Genomic DNA, 25,274 nt, shown 5'->3' with positions numbered 1-25,274 from the left:
AAATAACCTAATAAAAGCCACCGTATCCAATAGCCCCCTGATTAAATTTATCTGCTGTTTTTACAAATTTCATTTCAGACGCGCGGGGGTTTTTGATCAGGTATTAAGACCGGCTTGTTTAGATTCCAGATTAAAAAACTTCAGAAACGACTCTGCCGTACTCTTAGAAGGGTTTTGATAGGAGGATGAATTAAATGACAGTTCAGTAAAATTCACGGGCTAAGCTTTGATATTCCCAATTATCTGCCGAATCAAAACAGAAGATATTGGCTGGACAATAGTTTCACGCTCATTAACACAGACATGCAAACAACCAGCGGTTTAATCATTTTAGTCCCTTTGTTCACCACTAAGCGCGACCCCAATGTTGCGCCCAGCGCCTGTCCCACCAGCATTATTCCACCTAACATCCAAAAGACCTTGCCACCCAGAGCAAAGAAAATTAACGAGGCTATATTGGTTGAAAAATTTAAAACCTTAGCATGCGCAGTCGCTTTAGCTAAGCCGTACCCGGACAATGAGACAAAGGCAAGCGCAAAAAAACTGCCGGTTCCCGGACCAAAAAAACCGTCATATAAACCCACCCCCAATGCAGCAGTTAAAGCAAACACAGCTGGTGTTAATAGTTGGTGACGATCATTCTCGCTGATTTTTTTAGAAAAAAGAAAATAACCACCAATGGCTAACATCAGGAAAGGTAAAATCATTTCCAAATAAATAATATTAATTAACTGCACCGCTATTGTGCCGAGCGCAGCCCCGATAAAAGCGCATAAAATAGCCAGCTTCATCTCAGCTAAAACCACCCTGCCCTTACGCACAAAATAAACACTGGCAAAAAAACTCCCCCCACAGGCCTGTAACTTATTGGTGCCCAGCGCCACGGTTGGTGGAAGTCCGGCCCACATTAAAGCCGGAATAGTTAACAAGCCGCCTCCACCGGCAATAGCGTCTATAAATCCCGCTAAAATGGCAACGGCAAATAATAATGAGATAATTTCAAGGGAAAGTTCAATGGCCAAGTTATGTGCTCTTTTTGTATTTAAGTGAAATGATAATCAGCCTTGAGCTTTCGGTCTTTTGCTTTGTGTTGACAATAAACTGCTCGGCGCTTTAACTATAAATATCTGCGGTTAACCCTGAACTGTTTTTACTCTGCCCACTGCACCACTTTCCAAGCGCACTTTTATGCCATGGGGATGCATCGATGAGTTAGTAAGGATATCTTTAACCACCCCTTCGGTGAGCTTGCCGTTACGCTGATCCTGTTTTAAAACAATCGATACTGAACAACCTTTTTGGATATTTTTTCTTTCTGTTCCTTTCATCTTTGTTCCTCTTAAATTTTTTATAAAACCTTGCTAGACCTTTTGCCCGGAAAAATGTTGCGCTTAAATCTTTGCACAATGAACACAATGGTCTGAAATTGCGCCGTAGGAATGGATAATAACAGAGCCTTTGATTGTGTCATAGTGATACTAATTTGATTAAATCAGCGGCATAAAGTGACCGTAATAACGTTTTTCATCAACCAGAGATTCCAGCGCTTTACTGCTTGGAAATGTGGTCCACTTTTGTGCGGTTAATTTTACGCTTTCTTCACTGGACCAGATCAGATGCCAGCAAATCTCTTCGGGATTATCTGTTTTTTGCAATATCTCATGGAAAACAATCACTTTTTCAAGCGCATTTATCTCCATAAACAGTGACTCACTCAATTCAATCACGCTGGCAAGATGCTCTTTGGAGACCTTAAATACTGCAAATTCGCTACAAGTGCCCATTAAATTCTCCGTGGTGTAATACCAATCCGCATAAATAACTGATAATAACACAGAGATTGCAGGCAGATGTTGGAAATACTCCCGCTAACTTTTATTCCTCACTCCCAATTCAGGTTATGGGGATCAAATGCACTGAGATTCCCGATTAACAAATCACTCGGGAATGATGGGATTAGTGTATTTTAGGAACTGAGCCTTCAAGCTCGGCGGGTAAAATGCTGGAGTGCTTGAAGGTGGGTATATTCCCTGAACTGAGCCTTCAAGCTCGGCGGGTAAAATGCTGGAGTGCTTGAAGGTGGGTGTATTCCCGGAACTGAGCCTTCAGGCTCGGCGGGTAAAATGCTGGAGTGCTTGAAGGTGGTGTATTCCCGGAGCTGAGCCTTCAGGCTCGGTGGGTAAAATGCTGGAGTGCTTGAAGGTGGTGTATTCCCGGAACTGAGCCTTCAGGCTCGGCGGTTTATTACCTTGTGAAAGGGACAAAATGACATAAATACAGTCTTATAATAAATTAAATAATAAGCTGTTCAAAAAGACATGATTCTTATTGTTTAAATGATGTAAAAAATAAGTTAAAAATATCCTTTAAATATAAAAAATTAACAAATAAACATCATTAAAACCAATAACCATATGTATAGCAAGGTTTAATTTAAAGCACACACTCCACTAAACGGGCATTAAATTAACATAAAATTAACTTTATTGATTGAGATCAAGTACAGCTAGACACAAAAAACTTAGTTTACACACAGCAATTGGTATCATTTTAAGCAGGGATCATAGTGATGAATAATGTAGTGAATAATTCGGCAATCAAAAAAAGAGTTATTCAGTTACTGATACTCACATTTATCTGTCTTTCTTTACCCGCTTATGCACTGTTTATCAGCCCGCCCAAAGATCCCATGCCTTTTATTCAAGAAACCTTTCCAACACTCACCAAAATTTCAGAAAAACAGGGCGATCCCCTTTTATGGACTATCTACCATGAGTCCGAAATACTGGGTTATGCCTTTGAAACTAATGATCTTGCTAAAATTCCAGCCTATTCCGGCGAACCCGTTAATATGCTGGTAGTCATTGATCCCATCGGGAAGTATCTCAACGCAAAAGTATTAGAGCACCATGAACCTATTATTCTGGCCGGTATTCCAGAAGAAAAACTGTGGCGTTTTATTGACCAGTACGTCGGTTTATCGGTCAATGATGCTATTAAAGTAGGCGGTAGCACAAGTGAGCGTTATGTACCGATTGATGGGCTCTCCGGGGCAACGGTAACGGTCATTGTGATGAATAAAGGCATCACTAAAGCGGCTCATAAAGCGGCTGTTTCATTGGGGATTATTGAGGAACAAACCGGCGTTATCCAGCCAATATCGACGATAAAAAAAGCGCTTTTTGAAAAGAAAAGCTGGTTGGATCTGACCGGTGATGGCTCGATCAGAAAGTTATATTTAACCAATCAGACCGTACAAAACGCGTTTGTGGGAACGAAGGCTGAAGCTGTCGATAAGGTGCCGGCATCTCAGGCAAAGGAAATGTTTTCTGAGATTTATTATGCCCTTGCAGATATTCCCAGTATTGGTAAAAACCTCTTAGGAGAGTCTGATTATCAATGGCTCACTCAGGATTTAAAAGCGGGAGAGCATTTAATTGCGGTATTCGGTAATGGTTACTCTTATAAAGGTTCCGGTTATGTGCGCGGTGGTATTTTTGACCGCATTCAAATTCACCAAAATAACAATAGCATCTCCTTTCGTGATTTAGAACATAACAGAGTGGCGGATCTTTACACTGAGAATACACCAAGATTTAATGAAATGTCGGTTTTTAAAGTGGCGGCACACCATGAATTTGATCCCGGCGCAAGTTGGCAGATAGAATTATTAGTGCGCCGGCAAACCGGTCCGGTTGACAGTTTATTTAACAGTTTCAAAGGCAATTATGATGTATTAGAAAAATACGTTGATACTCCCGCTGCAATCATTCCTCCGCCGGAATTAACCTTAACCGAGCAGATCTGGTTAGAGCATGAAGTTAAAGTTGTCATATTAATCATTTTAATGACCATTCTATTGCTGATTTTATTCTTTCAGGATGTGCTCGTTCGCCACCCTACTTTTATGCACAGTCTGCGCCACGGGTTTTTAGCCGTGACTGTTGTTTTTATCGGCTGGTCATGGGGAGGACAGCTGTCGGTAGTTAATGTTTTTACCTTTTTACAGGCTTTAATGAAAGATTTTTCCTGGGATCTGTTTTTATTAGATCCGGTTATCTTTATTTTGTGGTGTGCAGCAGCTGTGACCATATTATTGTGGGGCCGCGCGGTTTATTGCGGCTGGTTGTGTCCCTTTGGCGCCCTGCAGGAACTGCTTAATGCCTTTGCCCGTTATATAAAAATTCCACAAATAGAATTGCCCTGGGCTGTCCACGAACGTCTATGGGCCATTAAATATCTTATTTTACTGGCCCTGTTTGGCATCTCATTAGATTCCCTAGCGATGGCCGAGCAATTTGCTGAAATTGAACCCTTTAAAACCACTTTCTTACTAAAATTTGATCGCGAATGGCCCTTTGTTATCTGGGCGTTATTTTTACTTGTAATAAATTTATTTAATCGTAAAACCTTCTGCCGCTATCTTTGCCCCTTAGGTGCTGCGCTTTCTATTTCTAATAGTGTGCGTTTATTTGATTGGCTAAAACGCCGTCCGGAATGTGGTTCACCCTGTAAAACCTGTGCAAAAGAGTGCGAAATCCAGGCGATTGCGCCCGATGGAGTGATTAACATGCGCGAGTGTCATTACTGTCTGGATTGCCAAATCACCTATTATAACGACGAAAAATGTCCACCACTGAAAAAGTTAGCCTATAAAAAACGTAAAAAAAATGAAGCTGAAATAAAAATAACGGAACTTTAAAAAGTAAAATAAAGTCATAATTTTAATAAAAACCAACAGGATGGAGATCTAGCATGAGTGATTATAAAAGCGACCTACCCAACAATGAAAAACTGGAAAATTCAGACCGCCGTAAATTTTTTGGTAAAAGTGCAGCCCTTGGCGTAGCGGCTGCTGCAGTGCCAATGTCAGCGGCCATGTTTTCCTCTATGGCAAAGGCGCAGGTAGCTGAGGCGGGCAATAGTACCGCTGTCCATCCTGGTGATTTAGATGAATATTATGGTTTCTGGAGTGGCGGTCAGTCCGGTGAAGTACGTATTATGGGTATTCCTTCAATGCGTGAATTAATGCGCATTCCGGTGTTTAATTTAGACGGCGCTACGGGTTGGGGAATAACCAACGAAAGTAAACGTATTAAAGGCGAAAATGCACACTTTATGACCGGTGATGCACATCATCCGCACATGAGTATGACCGACGGCCGTTATAACGGCGAGTATCTTTTCATTAACGACAAAGCGAACTCACGCGTTGCCCGTATTCGTTGCGATGTGATGAAAACCGATAAAATAATCACTATTCCTAACGTCCAAGGCGTTCATGGTTTACGTGTTCAAAAAGTGCCTGAGACTAAATATGTAATTTGTAATGGTGAGTTTGAAATTCCAATGAATAATGACGGCAAAGCGTCACTGGAAGATGTCAGTACTTACCGTTCGTTATTCAGCGTGATTAACGCACAGACAATGGAAATTGCTTTTCAGGTAATGGTCGACGGGAACCTGGATAATACCGATGCCGATTATGACGGCAAATATTTTGCGTCTACCTGTTATAATTCAGAAATGGGCATGACCTTAGGCTCTATGATCACAGCAGAGCGTGACCATGTGGTGGTCTTTAGTTTAGCGCGTTGTGAAGCGGCCGTTAAAGCGGGTGAATTCAAAACTTACAATGAAAATAAAGTCCCCGTATTAGACGGCCGTAAAGGATCAAAGCTTACCCGTTATATTCCGGTTCCTAAATCACCCCATGGTGTTAATACTTCACCGAGTGGTAAATATTTTATTGCTAACGGCAAGTTGTCTCCTACGGTTTCTATTATTTCAATTGAGAAATTAGATGCGCTGTTTGATGATAAAATTAAACCGCGCGATACCGTAGTTGCAGAGCCTGAAGTCGGTTTAGGTCCACTGCATACGGCCTTTGATAATAAAGGTAATGCTTACACTACTCTGTTTCTTGATAGCCAGATAGCTAAATGGAATATTAATGATGCAATCAAAGCGCATAACGGTGAAAAGGTGAATTATCTTCGCCAGAAACTCGATGTGCATTATCAACCCGGGCATAACCATACTTCTATGGGTGAAACACGTGACGCAGACGGCAAATGGTTAGTGGTACTCAGCAAGTTCTCTAAAGACAGATTTTTACCCGTTGGTCCTCTACATCCGGAAAACGATCAGTTAGTTGATATTTCCGGTGACGAAATGAAACTGGTGCATGACGGCCCTGCTTTTGCTGAACCCCACGATTGTATTTTGGTGCACCGCAGTAAAGTCAGACCGGCAAAATTATGGACGCGTGATGATCCGATGTTTGCTGAAACCGTTGCCATGGCTAAAAAAGATGGCGTTAATGTTGAGACCGACAATAAAGTCATTCGTGATGGTAATAAAGTGCGGGTATACATGACCTCGGTTGCGCCTATGTATGGCATGACTGAATTTAAAGTGAAGCTCGGAGATGAAGTCACCGTGGTGGTGACCAATCTGGACATGGTCGAAGATGTTACTCATGGTTTCTGTATGATTAACCACGGTGTGCAGATGGAAATTGGTCCGCAGGCAACCTCATCGGTGACCTTTACCGCCAACCAGCCGGGTGTGCAATGGTATTACTGTAACTGGTTCTGTCATGCATTACATATGGAAATGCGCGGTCGTATGTTAGTCGAAGCATAAACATAAGCAATTGGACTACCCCTCGGGTTCTGGCATCGGCCGGAGCCCGATTAATAATAAAAAAAATCCATTAGGAAAATTAATTCCTTGAAAGTTAATTCGTCAAAAATCCATTCGTGGAAGATCAAAACAGCTTTATTAATCACCGTATTTACTCTATTTCAGAGCGGTCTTTCTGCGGCTGTGCTGACCATAAAAAGCACTGATAATCTGCAACAACAATTAGATTTAGCATCAACCGGCGATACGCTGCAGTTAGATGCGGGTGAATACCGCGGTAATTTTGTGATCCGTCACGGCATCACCCTAATCGGTAAAGAAAACACCACTATTAATGCGCTTGGTAAGGGTCATGCACTCAGGTTATTAACCTCGAATATCAGTATAAAAAATCTCAATATCATTAACTGGGGTGATAATTTAACCGCGCAAAACGCCGCTATTTATGTCGGGCAAAAATCCGACCATCTCATTATCAAAAATAACAACTTAAAAGGCGATGGTTTCGGGATTTGGGTACAGGACTCAAATCAGGTATTAATTGCCAATAACCATATTCAGGGCAACCCAAAATTACGATCCGCAGACCGGGGTAATGGTATTCAGCTATCGGTGGTCACTAACGCCGATGTGGTTGGCAACGACGTCAGCTTCACTCGGGATGGTTTATATATTATCTCCAGTCAGAATAGCCTATTGCGCAATAACAGCCTGCACGATTTACGCTATGGTGTGCATTATATGTATTCCTACGACAATAAAGTGCTTAATAATCTGACTTACAATACCCGTGCAGGATACGCTTTAATGAGCTCTAAAAACTTGCAGGTGAGTGGCAATGAAAGCCGTGACAGCGAAGATTACGGTATGTTGCTGAACTTTATCACCTCATCCACCATTGACCATAACCGCATAAAAAATGTTTGGACCAAACCGGAACATAAAGTTATCGGACGTCAGGGAAAAGGTTTGTTTGTTTACAATTCAGCCTACAATACAATAAGTTACAACACAATAAACACAGCTGAAATTGGCATTCATTTAACCGCAGGTTCGGAAAATAGCAAAATATTTGGCAACAGCTTTATCAACAACCCGGTGCAGGTTAAATATGTTTCTAATAAAGAGCAGGAATGGAGCCACAATGGCCGGGGTAATTATTGGAGTAACTATTTAGGTTGGGATCTTGATAACAACGGCACCGGGGATACCCCCTTTGAGCCGAACGACGGTATCGATAAACTTATCTGGCAATACCCGGAAGCAAAAGTGTTATTAGACAGTCCGGCGGTTTTATTACTGCGTTGGATTCAAAAACAATTTCCGGTGCTCAAACCCGCTGGGGTTAAAGACAGTTTTCCGCTTATGTTGCCTCCCAAGGTCGAAACAAAAACGCTTAATTCAACCTATAGGCTGAAAGGGTAATCAATTTATGAATGAAAATATTATATTATTAGAGCAGGTTAATAAAAATTATCAGCAGCTTGCCGCCCTGCAAAATATCAATTTAAAGCTTGCGGCCGGCGAAGTTCTGGGCTTATTTGGCCATAATGGTGCCGGTAAGACGACTATGATGAAACTGATTTTAGGGATAGTCAAAGCCGGTTCCGGAAAAGTATCAGTGTTTGGTGTTGACCCACAAAATAAAAAGGCCTGGAGCAGCCGTAAAAAAATTGGTTATCTGCCTGAAAATGTCAGTTTTTATGATCAGCTTACCGGATTTGAGGTGCTCACTTATTTTGCTCGTTTAAAATCAGCAGATAAAAAACAGGTTCCCCAACTGTTAGAAAAAGTCGGATTATCCTTTGCCGAAAATCGTCCGGTTAAAACCTACTCAAAAGGGATGCGCCAACGTTTAGGGCTAGCCCAGGCTTTTTTAGGTGATCCCAAATTATTATTACTTGATGAACCCACTGTGGGTTTAGATCCGACCGCCACAAAAGAGTTTTATAACAGTGTTGATCAATTAAAGAGTAATGGCGCAAGTATCATACTTTGTTCGCATATTTTACCCGGTATCGAGCAACATATTGACCGGGCAATGATTCTATCGGGAGGCAAATCCGTTGCTTTGGGTACCCTGTCGACACTCCGGAATATTGCGCAATTACCGGTCTTAATTAAAACCCAAGGTATCGATGATGCACTGCAGCAGAATAAAAATTTAGCGGGGTTTATGATTGATCAGAACCACCTGCAGGTACCTGAATCTGAAAAAATTAATGTTATTCGCGAGTTAATGAGCTTTAAAAAGTTGACTGATCTGCAGGTTGAAACACCGACTCTGGCGCAAATATATCAGTACTTTCTGGGCAATAATAAGATCGACACGAAGCAGGAGAAACCCTTATGAATCCAATCTGGGCGGTGGCATTAAAAGAGTTTCAAGACGGCGTACGCAACCGTTGGTTTATTTCAATCACCTGTATTTTTGCGCTGTTAGCGATTGGCTTAAGTTATTACGGATCAGTGGCATCGGGCCAAATTACTCCCCCTTCGTTATCCACTACTATTGCGAGTTTATCCAGCTTATCGGTGTTTATTATTCCTCTGATCGCGTTATTACTTTGTTATGACAGCTTTGTGGGTGAGCAGGAATCGGGTACTTTACTGTTACTGCTGACCTACCCTGTCAGTCATACTCAGCTGCTGCTCGGTAAATTTATCGGTCAAGGCAGCATTATTACGCTGGCAACCATTATTGGTTTTGGCAGTGCCGCTATTTTGTTAGGTTTTAGTACCAATTTTGCCTCGGTATTACCCGCCTTTGCGCTGTTTATTTTAACCGCCAGTTTGCTCGGCCTCAGTTTTGTGGGTTTAGCTTATATCATCAGTTTGTCGGTAACAGAAAAATCTAAAGCGGCAGGCATGGCATTAATCCTGTGGCTGTTTTTTGTGTTGATTTTTGATCTGGGATTATTAGCGATTTTAATCGGTATTGAGGATGGAGTAACACAACAGGGATTAGTGCAGTTGATGCTCTTTAATCCCGCGGATTTATTTCGCCTGATTAACCTTGCCGCCCTGGACAGCGGAGATGTTAACGGGGTATTAGCCGTTGCCATTAACAGTGACTATTCGGTCTCAAGTTTGTTATTAATGATGCTCGCCTGGGTTGTTTCACCCCTGTTATTTGCACTGTTTATTTTCAGTAAAAAAAGCATTTAACATGTTTGTGTCGATGACTCGGCAGGTAAAATGCTTGAAGGCTGGAGAGCTTTAAGGCATTAAGGCGTTAAGGCGTTAAGGCGTTAAGGCGTTAAGGCGTTAAGGCGTTAAGGCGTTAAGGCGGTATATTTTCTTACTGCGTTAAGTGAGTAAGCATCTAATTTAAATAAAAAAGGTTAATACAATGAACTGTTTTTTTGGTTACAAACCGCTCCTGATTGTCAGCCTGTTGGCGGTGTTATTGGGCTGCTCAGAACCGACCGAAAAAGAGATGCTTAAACAGGCGGTGGCCATTGAAAATGCGGATGAGTGCCACTTGTGCGGCATGATTATTTCTCAATTCCCCGGGCCTAAGGGTGAGCTTTACCAAAAAACATCGCAAGATATTGCTAAGTTCTGCTCCACACGGGATCTGTTCGGTTATTTATTACAGCCGGAAAATCAACGTCAAGTGGAGCAGGTGTTTGTACATGATATGAGTAAAACCCCTTGGGGGAAAACAGACGATCAATATTTTATTGATGCTCGATCCGCCTGGTTCGTTGTCGATTCTTCAAAAAAAGGCGCGATGGGTAAGACGCTGGCAAGTTTTAGTCTGTTTGATGATGCCCAAGCTTTTAGCCGCGAGTATGGTGGTAAGGTTTATCCCTTTGATGAGATCAGCATAGATATGCTCTGACAGAAGCAACTTTAAACTGTCTTTTTGAACATTTATTGCTTGTGATTGAGCAAGCAATAAATTAGGGCAAGCTAATAGCGGCTTAAAAATACTCAGAAATCGCTAAATAGCGTTCTCTAATGTGTTCGATAAGCATACGGATTTTCAGCGGGGGCTGACGGGTAAAGGGATAAACGGCATAAATACCCAACTTTTTACCTACCCGTTCAGGGAATATATCCAATAAATCACCTTTCAACAAATCCGGGTACACCAAACATCTTGGCACGTAAGCCAAGCCATGCCCGCCTAATGCCGCTTTTCTAAGTGCAGTGGCATTATCCGTTGAAAAATTTCCCGCGATTTTGACAATATAGTTACCGTTAATCCCTTTGAATTCCCATTCAGATGCCCCCGTTGTTTGATAGGCATATTGCAGACAATTGTGATTAACCAGATCTTCCGGGGTCATAGGTTTGCCAAAACACTTGATATAAGCAGGCGCTGCACAGATAACCCATTGAGAGTCGATAATATGCCGGGCGATTAAGCTCGAGTCTGCTAAATATCCCGTGCGTATCACCAGGTCATAACCGTCTCCAACGGGATCGACAAAGGCATTTTCCAGCGACATATCAACGGTTAATCCGGGATGCATGCTGCAAAATTCAGCAACCGCACCGGCCAACACTAAATCACCGGAAATACTCGGCACCGACATTTTAAGGTGACCGGTAACGCTTTCACTGTATCCGTACACTGCGTCAATCGCTTCTAATGCTGCCTGCTTCACATTTTTTGCACCCTGATAAAGCACTTTTCCTGCTTCGCTGACGGTCAATTTTCGAGTAGTTCGATACAAAAGCTGCACCCCAAGATCCGCTTCCAATCTTTTAATTCGTTTGCTAACCACTGAATTTGTAAGGGAATTAAGCTCTGCGACTTTACTAAAAGAACCCTCTTCTACTACCTGAGCAAAGAGGATAAGGTCATCTGTTTTCGCCATGATTATGCAACTTTTGGAAATAATGTTATTCATTATCTACATATATCGATAAAAAAGATAGGCGTATCTTAACAACAAATTAACAAACGGTTCACAAGCTGCGTAGATAGCAAACAACAACAGAAAGGATTTACCCTGTTGTTAACTATCTACGCAGACCATTACAACATAGCAATATAAATTGGAAGGATAACCTATTATGAATGAAACCCTGCTCGCGTTAATCGCCTTTTCGCCAATACTCATCACGGGGGTATTGCTGGTCGGTCTAAACTGGCCTGCTAAACGTGCCATGCCAATCGCTTTTTTATTAACGGCTCTAATCGCTTTATTTGTCTGGGACATGTCCGCTACCCGCGTTATAGCATCATCCCTGCAGGGTTTGATGATTACCATTGCGGTTCTGTGGATTGTCTTCGGTGCCATCTTTCTGCTTAATACCCTTAAGCATACCGGCGCTATCACCGTCATTCGCAACGGATTTACCGATATTTCCGCCGACCGACGCGTACAGGCGATCATTATTGCCTGGTGTTTCGGATCCTTTATTGAAGGTGCTTCCGGTTTCGGTACACCGGCAGCAATTGCTGCACCGCTTTTAGTCGCGATCGGTTTTCCCGCATTAGCAGCCGTCTTAATGGGTATGATGATTCAATCAACCCCAGTCTCATTCGGCGCTGTCGGTACGCCAATCATTGTGGGTGTCAATAAAGGCCTTGATACACACAACATCACTGAAACATTGGTTGCCGGCGGATCGACTTGGGATGTCTATCTACAGGAAATAACCTCCAATGTTGCCATTATTCATGCCGTTGTAGGTACCTTTATTCCGGTGCTAATGGCGATGATGTTAACCCGCTTTTTTGGTAAAAATAAAAGCTGGACAGAAGGTTTAGATATTCTGCCCTTCGCTATTTTTGCAGGTTTGGCGTTCACTGTCCCTTACGCACTGACCGGTGTTTTCCTCGGTCCTGAATTTCCATCATTAATCGGAGGTTTAGTCAGCCTTGCGATTGTGGTAACCGCCGCTAAAAAAGGGTTTCTTGTACCGAAAACAAAGTGGGATTTTGAAAGTGAAAATAACTGGCCGAAAGAATGGTTGGGTTCACTGAAAATAGATTTAAAAGAGAACAACAAAAACCCAATGAGCTTAGTGCTTGCCTGGGCACCTTATGTTTTGTTAGCCGTCATACTAGTAGCAAGTCGTGTCAATGCAGATTTCAAAGGTTTTTTAACGGGTATCAGCTTATCCTTCAGCAATATTTTAGGTGAAACGGGTGTTAGCGCAGCTATTCAGCCGCTCTATCTGCCCGGTGGTATTCTGGTCTTTGTGGCACTGCTTGCGGTTATCCTGCAATCACGCAGTATCAAACCCTTGGCCAGTGCCTTCGGTGAATCAAGCAGAACACTACTTGGTGCCGGTTTTGTACTGATGTTTACTATTCCTATGGTACGTATTTTTATTAACTCTGGTGTCAATGCGGCAGATTTAGCTAGCATGCCAGTGACAACGGCTAATTTTGCATCGGGTTTAGTGGGTGAGTTCTTCCCGGCACTCAGTGGTGCTATAGGTGCACTAGGTGCATTTATTGCGGGCTCTAATACGGTTTCCAATATGATGTTTAGCCAGTTTCAGTTTGAAGTGGCGCAAACATTATCGATTTCAACGGCAGCAGTTGTCTCCCTTCAGGCAGTTGGTGCAGCAGCAGGTAATATGATTGCTATCCACAACGTAGTAGCAGCCTCTGCAACGGTAGGCCTGTTAGGCCGCGAAGGTTTGATATTGCGTAAAACAGCTATTCCAACCTTCTATTACCTTATTGCGACGGGTGTGATTGGTTTAGTGATTGTCTATGGTTTCGATATCACCGATGCGCTGATGACAGCAGAACAAACTCAATAATAGCGTACCGCTATCACAAAATTTCAGCATGAGCTTAGGTTTATTCCCCGGCTCATGCTGAAATAATAACCACCAGTTAGAACGATTTTTATTCACAATCTATCAACGCCAGCAGTCACTGACTGCTAGCGACAGACACAATGGCAGCAAAAGGAAAAACCAATGCGAATCTACCCTGCAAAACCGGTCAAAGTATACTTCTATGCGACTTGTCTTGTTGACCTGTTTGATCCAGAAGCCGGTCTTGATGCAATCACCTTGTTAGAGCAACAGGGGATCGAGGTTATCTTCATCGAAAAACAAACCTGCTGCGGTCAGCCAGCTTATAGCTCAGGTTACAATCAGGAAGCAAAAACAATCGCTCAAAGCCAGATGGACTTGTTCACGGAAAACTGGCCGGTAATCGTTTTATCAGGCTCCTGTGGCGGCATGATGCATTATCACTATCGGCGTTTATTCAAAGATGATAAAAACCAAACCCAGGTTGACAATTTTTGCGAGCGTGTCTTTGAACTGACTGAATTTCTGGTCAACGTCTGCCGAATAAAACTCAAGGACCGAGGAGAAAGCACTTCGGTTGTGATGCATACCTCCTGCGCCGCACGTCGAGAAATGAATGTCCATGTGACCTCGACACAACTGCTTAGCCAGCTCGATAACGTCGAGATTCGGGAACAGGATTATGAAAGTGAATGTTGCGGATTCGGCGGTACTTTTGCGGTTCGTCATTCCGATATCAGTCAGGCGATGGTTGAAGATAAGACTCAGCACTTGTCGAATACAAAAGCCAGTAATTTTGTCTCTGCTGATTGGGGCTGCCTGCTGAATATTAATGGCGCGCTAGAATACCAGGGTAACCCGATGCGTGGTCGTCATCTTGCAAGCTTCTTATTAGAACGCACGGGAGGCAAATAAAATGGACAAAGGTCTGTCTCATCTTCAAACCCAAGCCGCCCGCCGCAACACTAGAGCGAGCTTTTTATTAGCACCTACGGGAGGCAAATAGAATGGACAAAGCAAATAACGGCGTACATATTCAAGAGCTGGCACCGGAACATTTTCATGACCAGTCCAAAGCAGCCCTTGCCGATCCGCAGCTACGCCAAAACTTTCGCGGCGCAATGGACTACTTAAAAGACAAACGTAAAACTGCTTTTTCAGATCCGGCAGAAGAAAAACGCATTCGCGATTTATCCGAGGCCATTCGCCAGCGCAGCCTGAGCAAACTACCCGATTTACTCGAACAGCTTGAAAGTAACTGTATAAAGAACGGTATTCAGGTGCATTGGGCAGAAACGACCGAACAAGCGAACAGTATCATTGCCGGTATTGCCGGGCAGCATAATGCCAAGAACATTATTAAAGGCAAATCCATGGTGAGTGAAGAAATTGAACTCAACCACGAAATGGAAAAACTCGGCATTGAATGTTTAGAAAGTGATATGGGCGAATATATTGTCCAGCTCGATGGCGATAAACCATCGCATATCATCATGCCCGCCATTCATAAAAATAAGCAGGAAGTCAGCGATACCTTTGAAAAACACCTCGATGATTTCACTCCAACCATCGATGTTGACCAACTGATTAAAACCGGCCGCACCCGTTTACGGAAAAAATTTCACGATGCGGATATTGGCTTATCGGGGGTTAACTTTGCAGTAGCTGAAACCGGCACCCTATGCCTGGTTGAAAACGAAGGCAACGGACGTATGTGTACGACTGTGCCCAATGTCCATATTGCCATTACCGGTATCGAAAAAGTAGTCGAGTTTTTAAGTGATGTGCCGCCGCTGTACAGCGCCCTTACGCGATCGGCCACGGGACAGGCAATTACCACCTATTTTAATATGATAAGCTCACCGCGCCGCGCGGGTGAGTTAGACGGCCCTGAAGAAGTCCATCTGGTGCTGCTGGATAACGGCCGTTCACAAGCCTTTGCCGATGAAGAAATGCGCCAAACACTGCAATGTATTCGTTGTGGTGCGTGCATGAACCACTGCCCGGTTTACACACGTATTGGCGGTCATGCTTACGGTACCACTTATCCAGGCCCCATTGGTCAAATTATTTCACCCCATATGATGGGACTCGATGACACCAAAGATTTAGTGACAGCATCGAGCCTCTGCGGTGCCTGTGGCGAAGTGTGCCCGGTTAATATCCCCATTCCCGAAATGCTGCAGCGCTTGCGCCAGGAAGCTAAAAATCCGCCCAAAAACAATAGCCCGGCGATTAAGGGACAGGCAGCCGCCGCCAGCAAAATAGAGTTATTGGCAATGAAAGGATTTGCCTTTGCCGCCTCACACCCTTCTCTTTATCATCTTGGATCATGGTCAGCCACCAAGATGAGATCCTTCATGCCCAGCAACATAGGCGCATGGACACAATGCCGAACAGCCCCTAAACCTGCCGGTAAAACCTTACATCAATTAATCAAAGCACGGAAACAGGGACAAAAATCATGAGCAGCGTAAGAAATGCAATTCTATCCCGACTTCGTGATGCCAAGCCCGAAGCAAAAACCATGGAAGATATCACTTATCAGCCTTGGGTCAGTACTGATGAAAAGCTTATCACCGCACGTTTTATTAAAGGATTATCGGCCAGTCATGCCGAGGTAATTTCAACGGGCCATCAAGATTTAAGCAAATTAATAGAGAAGGTCGCCGTCGATAAAGAGCTTCAGCGGATTGTACTGGGCACCAGCGGTGAATTTCATGAGCAGATTGTTCAAGCGAGTAAATCATTAAAAACGGACTTTTTTGACTGCGATATTAAAGATTGGAAATCGACGCTGTTTAATGATGTTGATGCGGGCATTACCCATTGCCTCGCCGGCATCGCAGACACCGGAACATTAGTCTTATGGCCAGATATTGCCGAGCCAAGAACCCTTTCATTAGTGCCTCCCTGCCACATTGCCCTGGTCAAACGATCAACTATTGTCAGCAACTTTGCAGAGCTGATGGAAATGCAGGCATGGCAGAACAATATGCCGACTAATATCGTTCTAATTTCCGGCCCGTCGAAAACCGCCGATATACAGCAAACACTCGCTTACGGTGCCCATGGCCCCAGCCAATTGGTGGTGATTTTGATTGAAGATCTGTAATGAAAAATAACGACCGGTATAATAACCAATATAACCACCAACAACTGACTGACGGTGCCCATGGCCCCAGACAATTGGTGGTGATTTTGATTGAAGATCTGTAATGAAAAATAACGACCAGTATAATGACCAATATAGCCACCAAAAACTGACTTACGGTACCCATAAACCAAGCCAATTAGTCGTGATTTTGACTGAGGATATGTAATGGAAAAGAACGAGCAACATAACTACCAACAACTGCAGGATCTGCTAACTACAAAGATTGACCACGAGCGAATTTTCACCGAAGAAGCCCTGCTGCTTGCCTACGGGACAGATGCCAGTTTTTACCGTTTAATTCCCAAAATGGTGGTCCGTTTAAAAAACCTTGATGAAGTTATTTTTACTATTCAGGCCTGCGCTAAGCTTAACCTCCCTTGTACATTTCGTGCTGCAGGTACCAGCTTATCCGGTCAAGCGGTATCGGATTCTGTTTTAATTATGCTCACCGATGATTGGCGCGGCCACAGTATTCACAACGATGGCCACAAAATCACCCTGCAGCCGGGCGTTATTGGCGCTGATGCCAATAAATATCTGGCTTCATTCGGGCGTAAAATAGGCCCGGATCCGGCCTCTATCAATACTTGTAAAATTGGCGGCATTGCGGCAAATAATGCCAGCGGCATGTGTTGCGGGACAGCACAAAATACTTACCGTACCGTTGACAGCATGAAGCTGGTTTTTACCGACGGGACCCTGCTCGATACATCCGACCAAGCCAGCATTGAAGCTTTTGAAATTAAACAAAGCAGATTAATATCAGGTATTAAAAAGCTCTGCGCTGAGGTTAAAAATAATGAAGAATTGACCCAGCGTATCCGTCATAAATATCGCCTGAAAAATACCACCGGTTATTCAATCAATGCCTTAGTTGATTATTCAGACCCGATCGAGGTGATCAAGCATCTGATGGTAGGCTCCGAGGGTACCTTAGGCTTTATTGCCGAGATAACCTATAACACAGTGATCGAACACCCGCATAAAGCGTCTGCTTTAATTGTCTTTAAGGACATTGAAGAAGCCAGTCAAGCGGTCACGGCTTTAGTAAAAGATCCCGTTTCAGCGGTTGAAATGATGGATGGCCGAGCGATGCGTTCAGTGGCAAATGCAGCTGGCATGCCTGATTTTATCAAACACCTGGATTTAGAAGCCGGTACACTATTGATTGAATCACGTGCCGGTGACCAAGCCACATTGGAGCAACAATGTGCCACTATCATGCACACGGTCACCCAATTTAAGGTCATTGAATCAATTGCTTTTACCGGCGATGCCGAGACTGTCGCCACCCTATGGGGCATTCGTAAAGGCATGTTCCCGGCCGTTGGTGCAGTGCGTGAAGTCGGCACTAGCGTTATCATTGAAGACGTGGCTTTTCCTGTGGAACACTTAGCCGCCGGTGTGCGTGATCTACAGCAGCTGTTCGATAAGTTTCATTACGATGAAGCGATTATTTTTGGCCATGCGCTGGAAGGCAACCTGCACTTTGTCTTCACTCAGGGTTTTGACTTACCCGCTGAAATCAAACGCTATGGCGACTTTATGGATGCCGTTGCTGAGTTAGTTGCGGTCAAATATCAGGGTTCATTGAAAGCGGAACATGGGACAGGCCGTAATATGGCCCCCTATGTCGAGCTTGAATGGGGTAAAGATGGCCATGCCCTGATGCGACAGATTAAAGCTTTATTTGATCCCAGTGGCATATTAAACCCGGGAGTGATTATTAATGATGATCCGCATTCTCACCTTAAAAACCTCAAACCTATGCCCAAAGCCGACGATTTAATTGATCGTTGTATTGAATGCGGATTCTGTGAACCAGTCTGCCCTTCGCGCACACTGTCGCTGTCACCGCGCCAGCGTATTGTCTTATATCGCGAGCTGCAACGCCGTGAAGCCGCAGGCGAAACAGACAATTTAGAGGCTTTCCGTAAAGTCTTTGAATATCAGGGAGTAGATACCTGTGCCGCCACTGGCCTGTGTGCCGAGCGCTGCCCAGTCGGTATTAATACCGGCGATCTAGTCAAGAAACTGCGTACGGCGAAATACCGGAAATACAACTCTATCGCCAGCTGGACAGCCAACCATTTCTCGGCAACCACCAAAATGGTCAATATCGGACTTAAAGTTAATGCACTGGCACAGAAAACTCTGGGCGAGAAAGCCGTCGGTAAAGTCACCAACGGAATGCGTAAGCTAAGCTCAGGTAAAGCGCCCATGTGGATACCGGAACTACCGACTTCTAATCCCCACCGACCGAAAAATACTGTCGCCAATAGCAATAACAATAACAAAACAGGAAATGGCAAAAAAGTCGTTTATCTGCCTTCCTGCGCCAGTCGAACTATGGGACAACAAGCAGGCAATAGTGATGCTCGCCCGCTGACGGAAGTGACCACATCCCTGCTCGAAAAAGCCGGCTTTGAAATTATTATTCCTGACTCCCTGAGCGATCAATGCTGTGGTATGCCCTACGCCAGCAAGGGCATGAACGAGCTTTCAAAGCAAAAGTCACAACAATTAGAAGAGGCACTCTGGCGGGCAAGCGAACAGGGGAAATGGCCAGTTTTAATGGATACCAGCCCCTGCGCAAAACACAGTATTGAACAATTTACCCAACCGATGGTGATTCTAGAACCCACGGCTTTTGTGCTCAACTACCTGCTTGAACATTTAACCCTTTCACCCGTTAAAGAAGCGGTCATGCTCCATATTACCTGTAGTGCGCGACGCATGGGTCTGGCTAACAGCATGCTTAAACTCGCCAATGCCTGCGCATCGGAAGTCATTGTACCTGAGCATATTGAGTGCTGTGGTTGGGCGGGTGATAAAGGCTTTACTACCCCTGAACTCAATGCAGCAGCACTGCAGACACTCAAAGAGCAAGTACCGGACAACTGCTCTCGCGGCTTCAGCAACAGTCGAACCTGTGAGATCGGTTTATCTCACCACAGTGGCATTCCTTATCAGTCTATTTTGTATTTAGTCGATGAGGTGAGCGCTTAAAGCAGCCTTCAGCGCTCAGCTTTCAGATATCAGCTGTCGAGCTTCGAGCTTTAGGGCTTCGAGCTTTAGAGCTTCGAGCTTCGAGCTTTCTAGCTTTCTAGCTTCTAGCTTCGGGCTTAGAGCTTAGAGCTTCGAGCTTCGAGCTTCGAGCTTCTAGCTTCGAGCTTCGGGCTTCGAGCTTTCGAGCTTTCGAGCTTCGAGCTTTCTAGCTTTCTAGCTTTAGGGCTTCGAGCTTCGAGCTTTAGGGCTTCGAGCTTCGAGCTTTTCAGCCTTCAACCATGTTAACCGCCGAGCCTAAAGACCCAGTTCCGAAAATACACTGGCTATCAGATTTCAGCTCTCAGCTCTCAGCATTCGGGCATTTCGGCATTTCGGCTCTCCAGCCTTCAAGCCTTCAAACCTTCAAACCTTCAAGCTTTCTAGCTTATCAGGTTCATTGTTTATCAATACGTTTAAGCGAATACAGATCATGGCGGCGATCTTTCATCGCATGCACACTGCCGTGGCTATGTAATGCTTTTAGAAGATCTAAATTAACATCCACAATTAAGCTCATTTCAGAGTTAGGTGTGGCTTCAGCTTTAATACCCGTGGTTGGAAATGCAAAGTCAGAAGGCGTAAACAGTGCCGATTGCGCATACTGAATATCCATATTATTAACCCGCGCCAGATTACCGACTGCCCCTGCAATGGCCACATAACACTCATTTTCAATAGCACGCGCCATGGCACAATGACGCACACGGGTATAACCATTTTGAGTGTCGGTTAAAAAGGGCACAAATAGAATATTCATGCCCTGATCAGCCAATAAACGCACATATTCTGGAAATTCAACATCGTAGCAAATCATAATCCCCACTTTGCCGCAGTCGGTATCAAAGACCTCAATTTTATCCCCTCCGGTCATGATCCAATTTCTTTTTTCTGAAGGGGTGACATGTACTTTATCATAACGCTCCCAGGACCCATCCCGGCGGCATAAGAATCCTGAATTGTAGAGCTTGCCGTCATCTATATAGGGCATACTGCCGGTGATAATATTAATATTGTAGGTAATAGCAAACTCAATAAATTTATCACGAATCGGAATAGTATAATCCGCTAACTTACGGATCGTTTCCGGAATGTTTAAATGATGGAATTGGGCCATCAGCGGCGCGTTAAAAAGTTCCGGAAAAAGAATAAAGTCACTTTCATAATCCGAGACCGCATCCACAAAAAATTCAATTTGTTCATATAACGCATTAAGATCGGCCATACTGCGCATTTGCCATTGCACCAAACCAATACGCACTTCTGTTTTAGGGGCGTTAATCAACTTCACTGAACGGGTATAATAGATATTTGGCCATTCTAATAGGGTCGCATATTCCATCGACTCAACATCACCGGCAAGGTAATTTTTGAGCAATTTACGCACAAAAAAATCATTGGCTAATTGAAAACTTAATACCCGATCATAAATTTTTTTTTCTTTTACTTTAGTTATATATTGTTTGGCACTTAATTGATCCGCGTATTTTGAATAATTAGGCATACGACCGCCCGCCACGATGGAACGCAAATTAAGGTTTTCACATAACTCTTTTCTTACCGCATACAAACGACGTGCCAGTCTTAATCCGCGATAGTCAGGATGAATAAAAACTTCAATGCCATACAAAACATCCCCATCGGGGTCGTGGTTGGTAAAGGTCATTTTTGAGGTGATTTCATCGTAGGTATGCTCATCGCCAAATTTTGCATAATCAATGATTAACGACAAGGCACAACCGACCACTTTACCGTCCACACATACACATATTTGCCCTTCGGGGAAACGGGTTAATAAAGCATCGAGAGTCTGATCATCCCATGTATTAAGCTGGTCTATCTGGTATACATCTGCACAAGTATTTTGCAGTTCCTGCATATCCTGTTTAGTTAAATGCCTGACTTCAACATGATTGGCTTCCATAATTTTCCCTTACATAATCAGAATCGATGCTTATGACGAACAGATTAACTTTCCTGAATCGCAATACCGACTGCAGCGGCTAGGCTATCGAGTTGCTCACGATTGTCCAAGCGCACCGACCAACTGAGTCCGCTCCCCAAGGCGGTGATCACATTTGCACCACCGAGCAGCGAAATTTCATCAACCTGAGCCTGCAGCGTGACTTTTGCATCACCTTCAAGCTTGATCATGAGATCTCTATTATTGGCGATTATGCGCCCCTGATTAAATTTGATTAACATTCTATCTCCTGATATAAAAATGGTTCAGACAAGTTTAAATAACATTGACGGATTTGACCATCACTGTCATCAAGATCGACGCTGTTAACCATCACATATTGACTGACTGTCGCGCAAACGTTTCAAAGTGGGGTTATTTAGAACACCGGGAAAAGGATTATTGCTCTGCTTATAAGAATAACTCAAGCTGCGCGAAGGCTTAAATCCGGCGGCGCTGCCTTTGCCAGCACAGCATTTTAACTGTATTTGCATTGACCAATAAATTTCAGCAGGACCCCCTTAAATTCAAAGAGGAATAGCGACACAGTCAGAGCAATTAGCTCAAGATGACCCCTTCGTGCTTTAGTAAAGCCTGCTTACGTTCAACGCCTCCCGCATAGCCCGTCAGTTTGCCATTTTTGCCAATCACACGATGACAGGGAATAATAATCGAAATAGGGTTTTTACTGTTTGCAAGACCGACTGCGCGTACCGCATTAGGGTTACCTATAGCATTAGCAAGTTCCTGATAGCACCATGTTTTACCAAAGGGAATAGTCGCAAGAGCAGACCATACTTGTTGCTGAAATACGGTGCCGGTTGCAGCTGTCGGCAGTGTAAAGTACTTTCGATCCCCCCTGAAATATTCATCCAACTGCGCTACTGTTCGCGTCAATATCGGCTGCTGTTTATTCAACAGCCCGAGATTTTCAGGTTGAGTCTGTTGGGTTTCAAACCAGACTCCCAGTAAACCCTGCGTACTTGCCTGCAGAGTCAGTGTACCGGTTGGACTTTTGTAATAGCAGTAGTGATTCATAATATTGAATTCCAGGAGTAAAAACCGTGTTGGTTCTTCACGGAGTAAGACCTAATCTACCCTAGAATGTAAATTCAGCAAGTCGAGAGGTCATTAAAATCATCATAATAACAGGTAGCAGAACAGCAAAAATAAACAGGTCATCGTTTAAATGGATAAGCTTAGAAGCTTTATAGAACATAATATTTATGGTAAATGATCCACTAATCGGCTTTAAATTGATTAGTCACAGGATTGTAGTGGTAACCAACTGATTTTAATTTTTCAATTAATGCCTGAGTATCCAGGTTATAACGATGTGACAGTTCGTCTAAACTGTCGCACTCCAGCCGTAACCGTTCATTGAGAATGCCAAAAACAATTTCACCGTCCATGCTTAATAAGTGTTTAATTTCCATCATAACTGAGCCCTCAAATTACCAAGATCAATATATACCCAAACGACTTAAAAGTGCAAGAATCAGCATCCTCAAGTGATTTAAGTATATACCCATGATATTTCAAGATGCAAAGTCAGCAAGAAAAATTGTGCTGAGATGCGAGGCATAAAATTGAAGTACATACCCAAATTATTTGAAGATGCAAGAATCAGCAAGACGATAAATGATGAAATTCTAGGCAGAAGGCTAATGATCTCGTTATTCTAAATCGACGCTTTCTAACAACGAAGATCGTCGTTTATCGCCTTGCCCTTCGGGAGATTCGCCCGAAAACTAACACTGCGTTGTAACACTTGAGAAGGGAATAACCATTTAAGATGTAAATGCTTGCATTTACATCTACCGCTAGAGGATTAACGCAGTTAATCGCTCGAAAGGTCATGTTGCGTCTTGCTCTGATCGAAGACCTTGCGCCTGACAAAGCATGTTGAAGTAACATGGGTATAAGAGCAGTTACTTTTAAATAAAGTCGCAGAGCTGACTGGCCCGTTAGTTTTAAAAATCAGCGCGGGTGATTGCTGCAGGCGCTATTTTCCCCTGCAGCGGCCGGTTCCTGTCGCTCATATCGCATAACGGCCCCTTCCTTTTTTATTGATTTTAGTATGTATTGTCATGTAAACACGTTACACTTTTTAGCATCATTAACTGTTAATGGCGTCAATATGAATTTAGAAAATAATAACCCTGCACAGCAATCGGTGCCTAAATTAATAATATCGCAGCAATGGCTAACCCGATTGGCCGATGAACCGGGTAAAAAACGTCTTTGTGATCAACGCACTCCTTTTCAGCGCGATAAAGCGCGTGTATTACACTCCGCAGCCTTTCGCCGTTTACAGTCTAAAACCCAAATTCACAATAACGGTTTGAGTGATTTCTATCGTACCCGCCTGACCCACTCTCTGGAAGTGGCCCAAATTGGCGCGGGGATTGTCGAACATTTAAAAATCACTCAGCCGGAGTTATTAACCCTATTACCCGGTAATAACCTGATTGAAGCCATCTGTTTAAGTCACGATATTGGTCATCCTCCCTTTGGTCACGGGGGGGAAACGGCCTTAAATTATATGATGATTGAGCATGGTGGTTTTGAAGGCAACGGGCAAACATTTCGAATCTTGACCCAGCTTGAACCCTACACAGAATTTAATGGTATGAACTTGACCCGCAGAAGTTTATTAGGTTTATTAAAATATCCGGTCTGCCTGAGCCAGCTAAGTGCGCCTTATCCGATGGATACCAGTCGCAATTTTCGAGAATTAAAAACCGAAGAGTGGATGCCGGCAAAAGGTATTTACGATCATGATAAGGCTTTATTAGATGCCGTCCTTAAACCGTTATCCGAGAGTGATCAAGCATTATTTAAAAGCGTTCGCCCGCAAAACGGCAATCTGCAATCCCATAAAAAATCACGCTATAAATCTTTAGATTGCTCGATCATGGAAATTGCCGATGATATTGCTTACGGCGTGCATGATTTAGAGGATGCCATTGCGATGGGCTTTATCAGTAAATCATTATGGCAAGAGAAAGTCGCAACACAACTTAGTAAAATAACTGATTTTTGTCTGCTCGAGCAGCTTTCCGAGATAACCGACAATCTATTTTCGCTGCAGCACTTTAAACGTAAAGATGCGATTGGCGCCCTGGTTAATGCACTTATCACCTCCATTCAAATTGAAAAAGTCAGCGCCGATTTTCACGATCCTCTGCTTGCCTATAACGCTTATTTAGCACCTGCAATGTTTGAAGTATTAAAGATACTGAAAGGTTTTGTTTTAAACTATGTTATTAAAAGCCCTGATTTACAGATCATGGAATATCGCGGGCAACAGATTGTGATGGAGTTATTTGAAGCCTTTAATGCCGGCCCGTTACGGTTTTTACCTGAACAAGTAAAAACCTTGTGGAAAGCGCAACAGGGGGATATTTCCCGCGAAAAACGTGTCATCGCTGATTATATATCGAGCCTTACGGACAATCATGCCCTGCGTCTGCACTCGCGTTTATTCAGTAGTCACCAAAGCCCGGCAATGATAGGCCAACACAGTTTTTGATTGAAAAGCTGGAAAGCTGGAAAGCTGGAAAGCTGGAAAGCTCGAAAGCTCGAAAGCTCGAAAGCTCGAAAGCTCGAAAGCTCGAAAGCTCGAAAGCTCGAAAGCTCGAAAGCTCGAAAGCTCGAAAGCTCGAAAGCTGGAAAGCTCGAAAGCTCGAAAGCTGGAAAGCTCGAAAGCTCGAAAGCTGG

General features: G+C 43.6%; 20 protein-coding genes. 12 read left to right on the top strand and 8 right to left on the bottom strand.

From position 1 onward, the window contains the following. Window positions 1-251: 251 nt before the first annotated feature. The 3 genes from CXF72_RS07870 to CXF72_RS07860 form a co-directional block, all read right to left on the bottom strand. A complete protein-coding gene (locus CXF72_RS07870) occupies window positions 252-1,022 on the bottom strand; it encodes a TSUP family transporter (protein WP_101038382.1) in 771 nt (256 codons plus the stop codon). Window positions 1,023-1,133: 111 nt separating this feature from the next. Next, a complete protein-coding gene (locus CXF72_RS07865; protein ID WP_101038380.1) occupies window positions 1,134-1,328 on the bottom strand; it encodes a YwbE family protein in 195 nt (64 codons plus the stop codon). Window positions 1,329-1,487: 159 nt separating this feature from the next. Beyond that, entirely contained in the window at window positions 1,488-1,835 is a 348-nt protein-coding gene (locus CXF72_RS07860) for a hypothetical protein (RefSeq protein ID WP_232784911.1), read from the bottom strand. A 734-nt stretch (window positions 1,836-2,569) separates the two neighbouring features. On the opposite strand from CXF72_RS07860, the gene nosR reads away from it, so the two are divergent. The 6 genes from nosR to CXF72_RS07830 all read left to right on the top strand — a co-directional run bounded on the left by nosR (window position 2,570) and on the right by CXF72_RS07830 (window position 10,495). Next, window positions 2,570-4,702: a transcriptional regulator NosR gene (gene nosR / locus CXF72_RS07855; protein ID WP_101038376.1), complete on the top strand. Its 2,133-nt coding sequence runs from the start codon at window positions 2,570-2,572 to the stop codon at window positions 4,700-4,702. A 53-nt stretch (window positions 4,703-4,755) separates the two neighbouring features. Beyond that, complete coding sequence (gene nosZ / locus CXF72_RS07850; protein ID WP_101038374.1) at window positions 4,756-6,648, top strand: TAT-dependent nitrous-oxide reductase; 1,893 nt, start codon at window positions 4,756-4,758, stop codon at window positions 6,646-6,648. 87 nt (window positions 6,649-6,735) lie between these two features. Beyond that, a complete protein-coding gene (locus CXF72_RS07845; RefSeq protein ID WP_232784910.1) occupies window positions 6,736-8,073 on the top strand; it encodes a nitrous oxide reductase family maturation protein NosD in 1,338 nt (445 codons plus the stop codon). A 7-nt stretch (window positions 8,074-8,080) separates the two neighbouring features. Further along, on the top strand, window positions 8,081-9,001 hold the full coding sequence (locus CXF72_RS07840; protein ID WP_101038372.1) for an ABC transporter ATP-binding protein: 921 nt from the start codon (window positions 8,081-8,083) through the stop codon (window positions 8,999-9,001). Continuing rightward, window positions 8,998-9,816 carry an ABC transporter permease gene (locus CXF72_RS07835; RefSeq protein ID WP_101038370.1) on the top strand — a complete coding sequence of 273 codons (819 nt, stop codon included), beginning with the start codon at window positions 8,998-9,000 and terminating at the stop codon, window positions 9,814-9,816. Before CXF72_RS07840 ends, CXF72_RS07835 begins: the two co-directional genes overlap by 4 nt. 184 nt (window positions 9,817-10,000) lie before the next feature. Continuing rightward, a complete protein-coding gene (locus CXF72_RS07830; RefSeq protein ID WP_101038368.1) occupies window positions 10,001-10,495 on the top strand; it encodes a nitrous oxide reductase accessory protein NosL in 495 nt (164 codons plus the stop codon). 82 nt (window positions 10,496-10,577) lie between these two features. On the opposite strand, the gene CXF72_RS07825 is transcribed toward CXF72_RS07830, so the two are convergent. Beyond that, window positions 10,578-11,480, bottom strand: coding sequence for a LysR family transcriptional regulator (locus CXF72_RS07825; RefSeq protein WP_101038366.1), 903 nt, complete (start codon window positions 11,478-11,480; stop codon window positions 10,578-10,580). A gap of 199 nt (window positions 11,481-11,679) precedes the next feature. On the opposite strand from CXF72_RS07825, the gene CXF72_RS07820 reads away from it, so the two are divergent. The 5 genes from CXF72_RS07820 (at window position 11,680) to CXF72_RS07800 (ending at window position 19,552) form a co-directional block, all read left to right on the top strand. Then, window positions 11,680-13,386 carry an L-lactate permease gene (locus tag CXF72_RS07820; RefSeq protein ID WP_101038364.1) on the top strand — a complete coding sequence of 569 codons (1,707 nt, stop codon included), beginning with the start codon at window positions 11,680-11,682 and terminating at the stop codon, window positions 13,384-13,386. 162 nt (window positions 13,387-13,548) lie between these two features. Next, a complete protein-coding gene (locus CXF72_RS07815; protein ID WP_101038362.1) occupies window positions 13,549-14,301 on the top strand; it encodes a (Fe-S)-binding protein in 753 nt (250 codons plus the stop codon). Window positions 14,302-14,393: 92 nt separating this feature from the next. Further along, the gene (locus CXF72_RS07810; RefSeq protein WP_101038360.1) at window positions 14,394-15,854 is read left to right on the top strand and encodes a LutB/LldF family L-lactate oxidation iron-sulfur protein; all 1,461 of its coding nucleotides are present in this window, start codon (window positions 14,394-14,396) and stop codon (window positions 15,852-15,854) included. Further along, window positions 15,851-16,501 (top strand): LutC/YkgG family protein, encoded by a 651-nt coding sequence (locus CXF72_RS07805; RefSeq protein WP_101038358.1) that lies wholly within the window; start codon window positions 15,851-15,853, stop codon window positions 16,499-16,501. The genes CXF72_RS07810 and CXF72_RS07805 overlap by 4 nt, the downstream gene beginning before the upstream one ends. A gap of 207 nt (window positions 16,502-16,708) precedes the next feature. Beyond that, entirely contained in the window at window positions 16,709-19,552 is a 2,844-nt protein-coding gene (locus tag CXF72_RS07800) for an FAD-binding and (Fe-S)-binding domain-containing protein (protein WP_101038355.1), read from the top strand. A gap of 433 nt (window positions 19,553-19,985) precedes the next feature. Here CXF72_RS07800 and CXF72_RS07790 read toward each other — a convergent pair whose 3' ends face one another. From CXF72_RS07790 to CXF72_RS07775, 4 genes are all read right to left on the bottom strand, one after another. Continuing rightward, the gene (locus CXF72_RS07790; protein WP_101038353.1) at window positions 19,986-21,512 is read right to left on the bottom strand and encodes a carbon-nitrogen hydrolase family protein; all 1,527 of its coding nucleotides are present in this window, start codon (window positions 21,510-21,512) and stop codon (window positions 19,986-19,988) included. A 44-nt stretch (window positions 21,513-21,556) separates the two neighbouring features. Beyond that, window positions 21,557-21,793 carry a DUF3389 domain-containing protein gene (locus tag CXF72_RS07785; RefSeq protein ID WP_101038351.1) on the bottom strand — a complete coding sequence of 79 codons (237 nt, stop codon included), beginning with the start codon at window positions 21,791-21,793 and terminating at the stop codon, window positions 21,557-21,559. A 316-nt stretch (window positions 21,794-22,109) separates the two neighbouring features. Next, window positions 22,110-22,589: a methylated-DNA--[protein]-cysteine S-methyltransferase gene (locus CXF72_RS07780; RefSeq protein ID WP_101038349.1), complete on the bottom strand. Its 480-nt coding sequence runs from the start codon at window positions 22,587-22,589 to the stop codon at window positions 22,110-22,112. 203 nt (window positions 22,590-22,792) lie between these two features. After that, entirely contained in the window at window positions 22,793-22,990 is a 198-nt protein-coding gene (locus tag CXF72_RS07775) for a DUF4250 domain-containing protein (protein ID WP_101038347.1), read from the bottom strand. Window positions 22,991-23,691: 701 nt separating this feature from the next. On the opposite strand from CXF72_RS07775, the gene CXF72_RS07770 reads away from it, so the two are divergent. Next, complete coding sequence (locus CXF72_RS07770) at window positions 23,692-25,086, top strand: anti-phage deoxyguanosine triphosphatase (protein ID WP_101038345.1); 1,395 nt, start codon at window positions 23,692-23,694, stop codon at window positions 25,084-25,086. Window positions 25,087-25,274: the final 188 nt, after the last annotated feature.

Origin of the sequence: Psychromonas sp. MB-3u-54 (assembly GCF_002836415.1) — a bacterium.
GTDB lineage: Bacteria > Pseudomonadota > Gammaproteobacteria > Enterobacterales > Psychromonadaceae > Psychromonas.
This window is presented reverse-complemented; position numbering and strand designations above follow the sequence as displayed.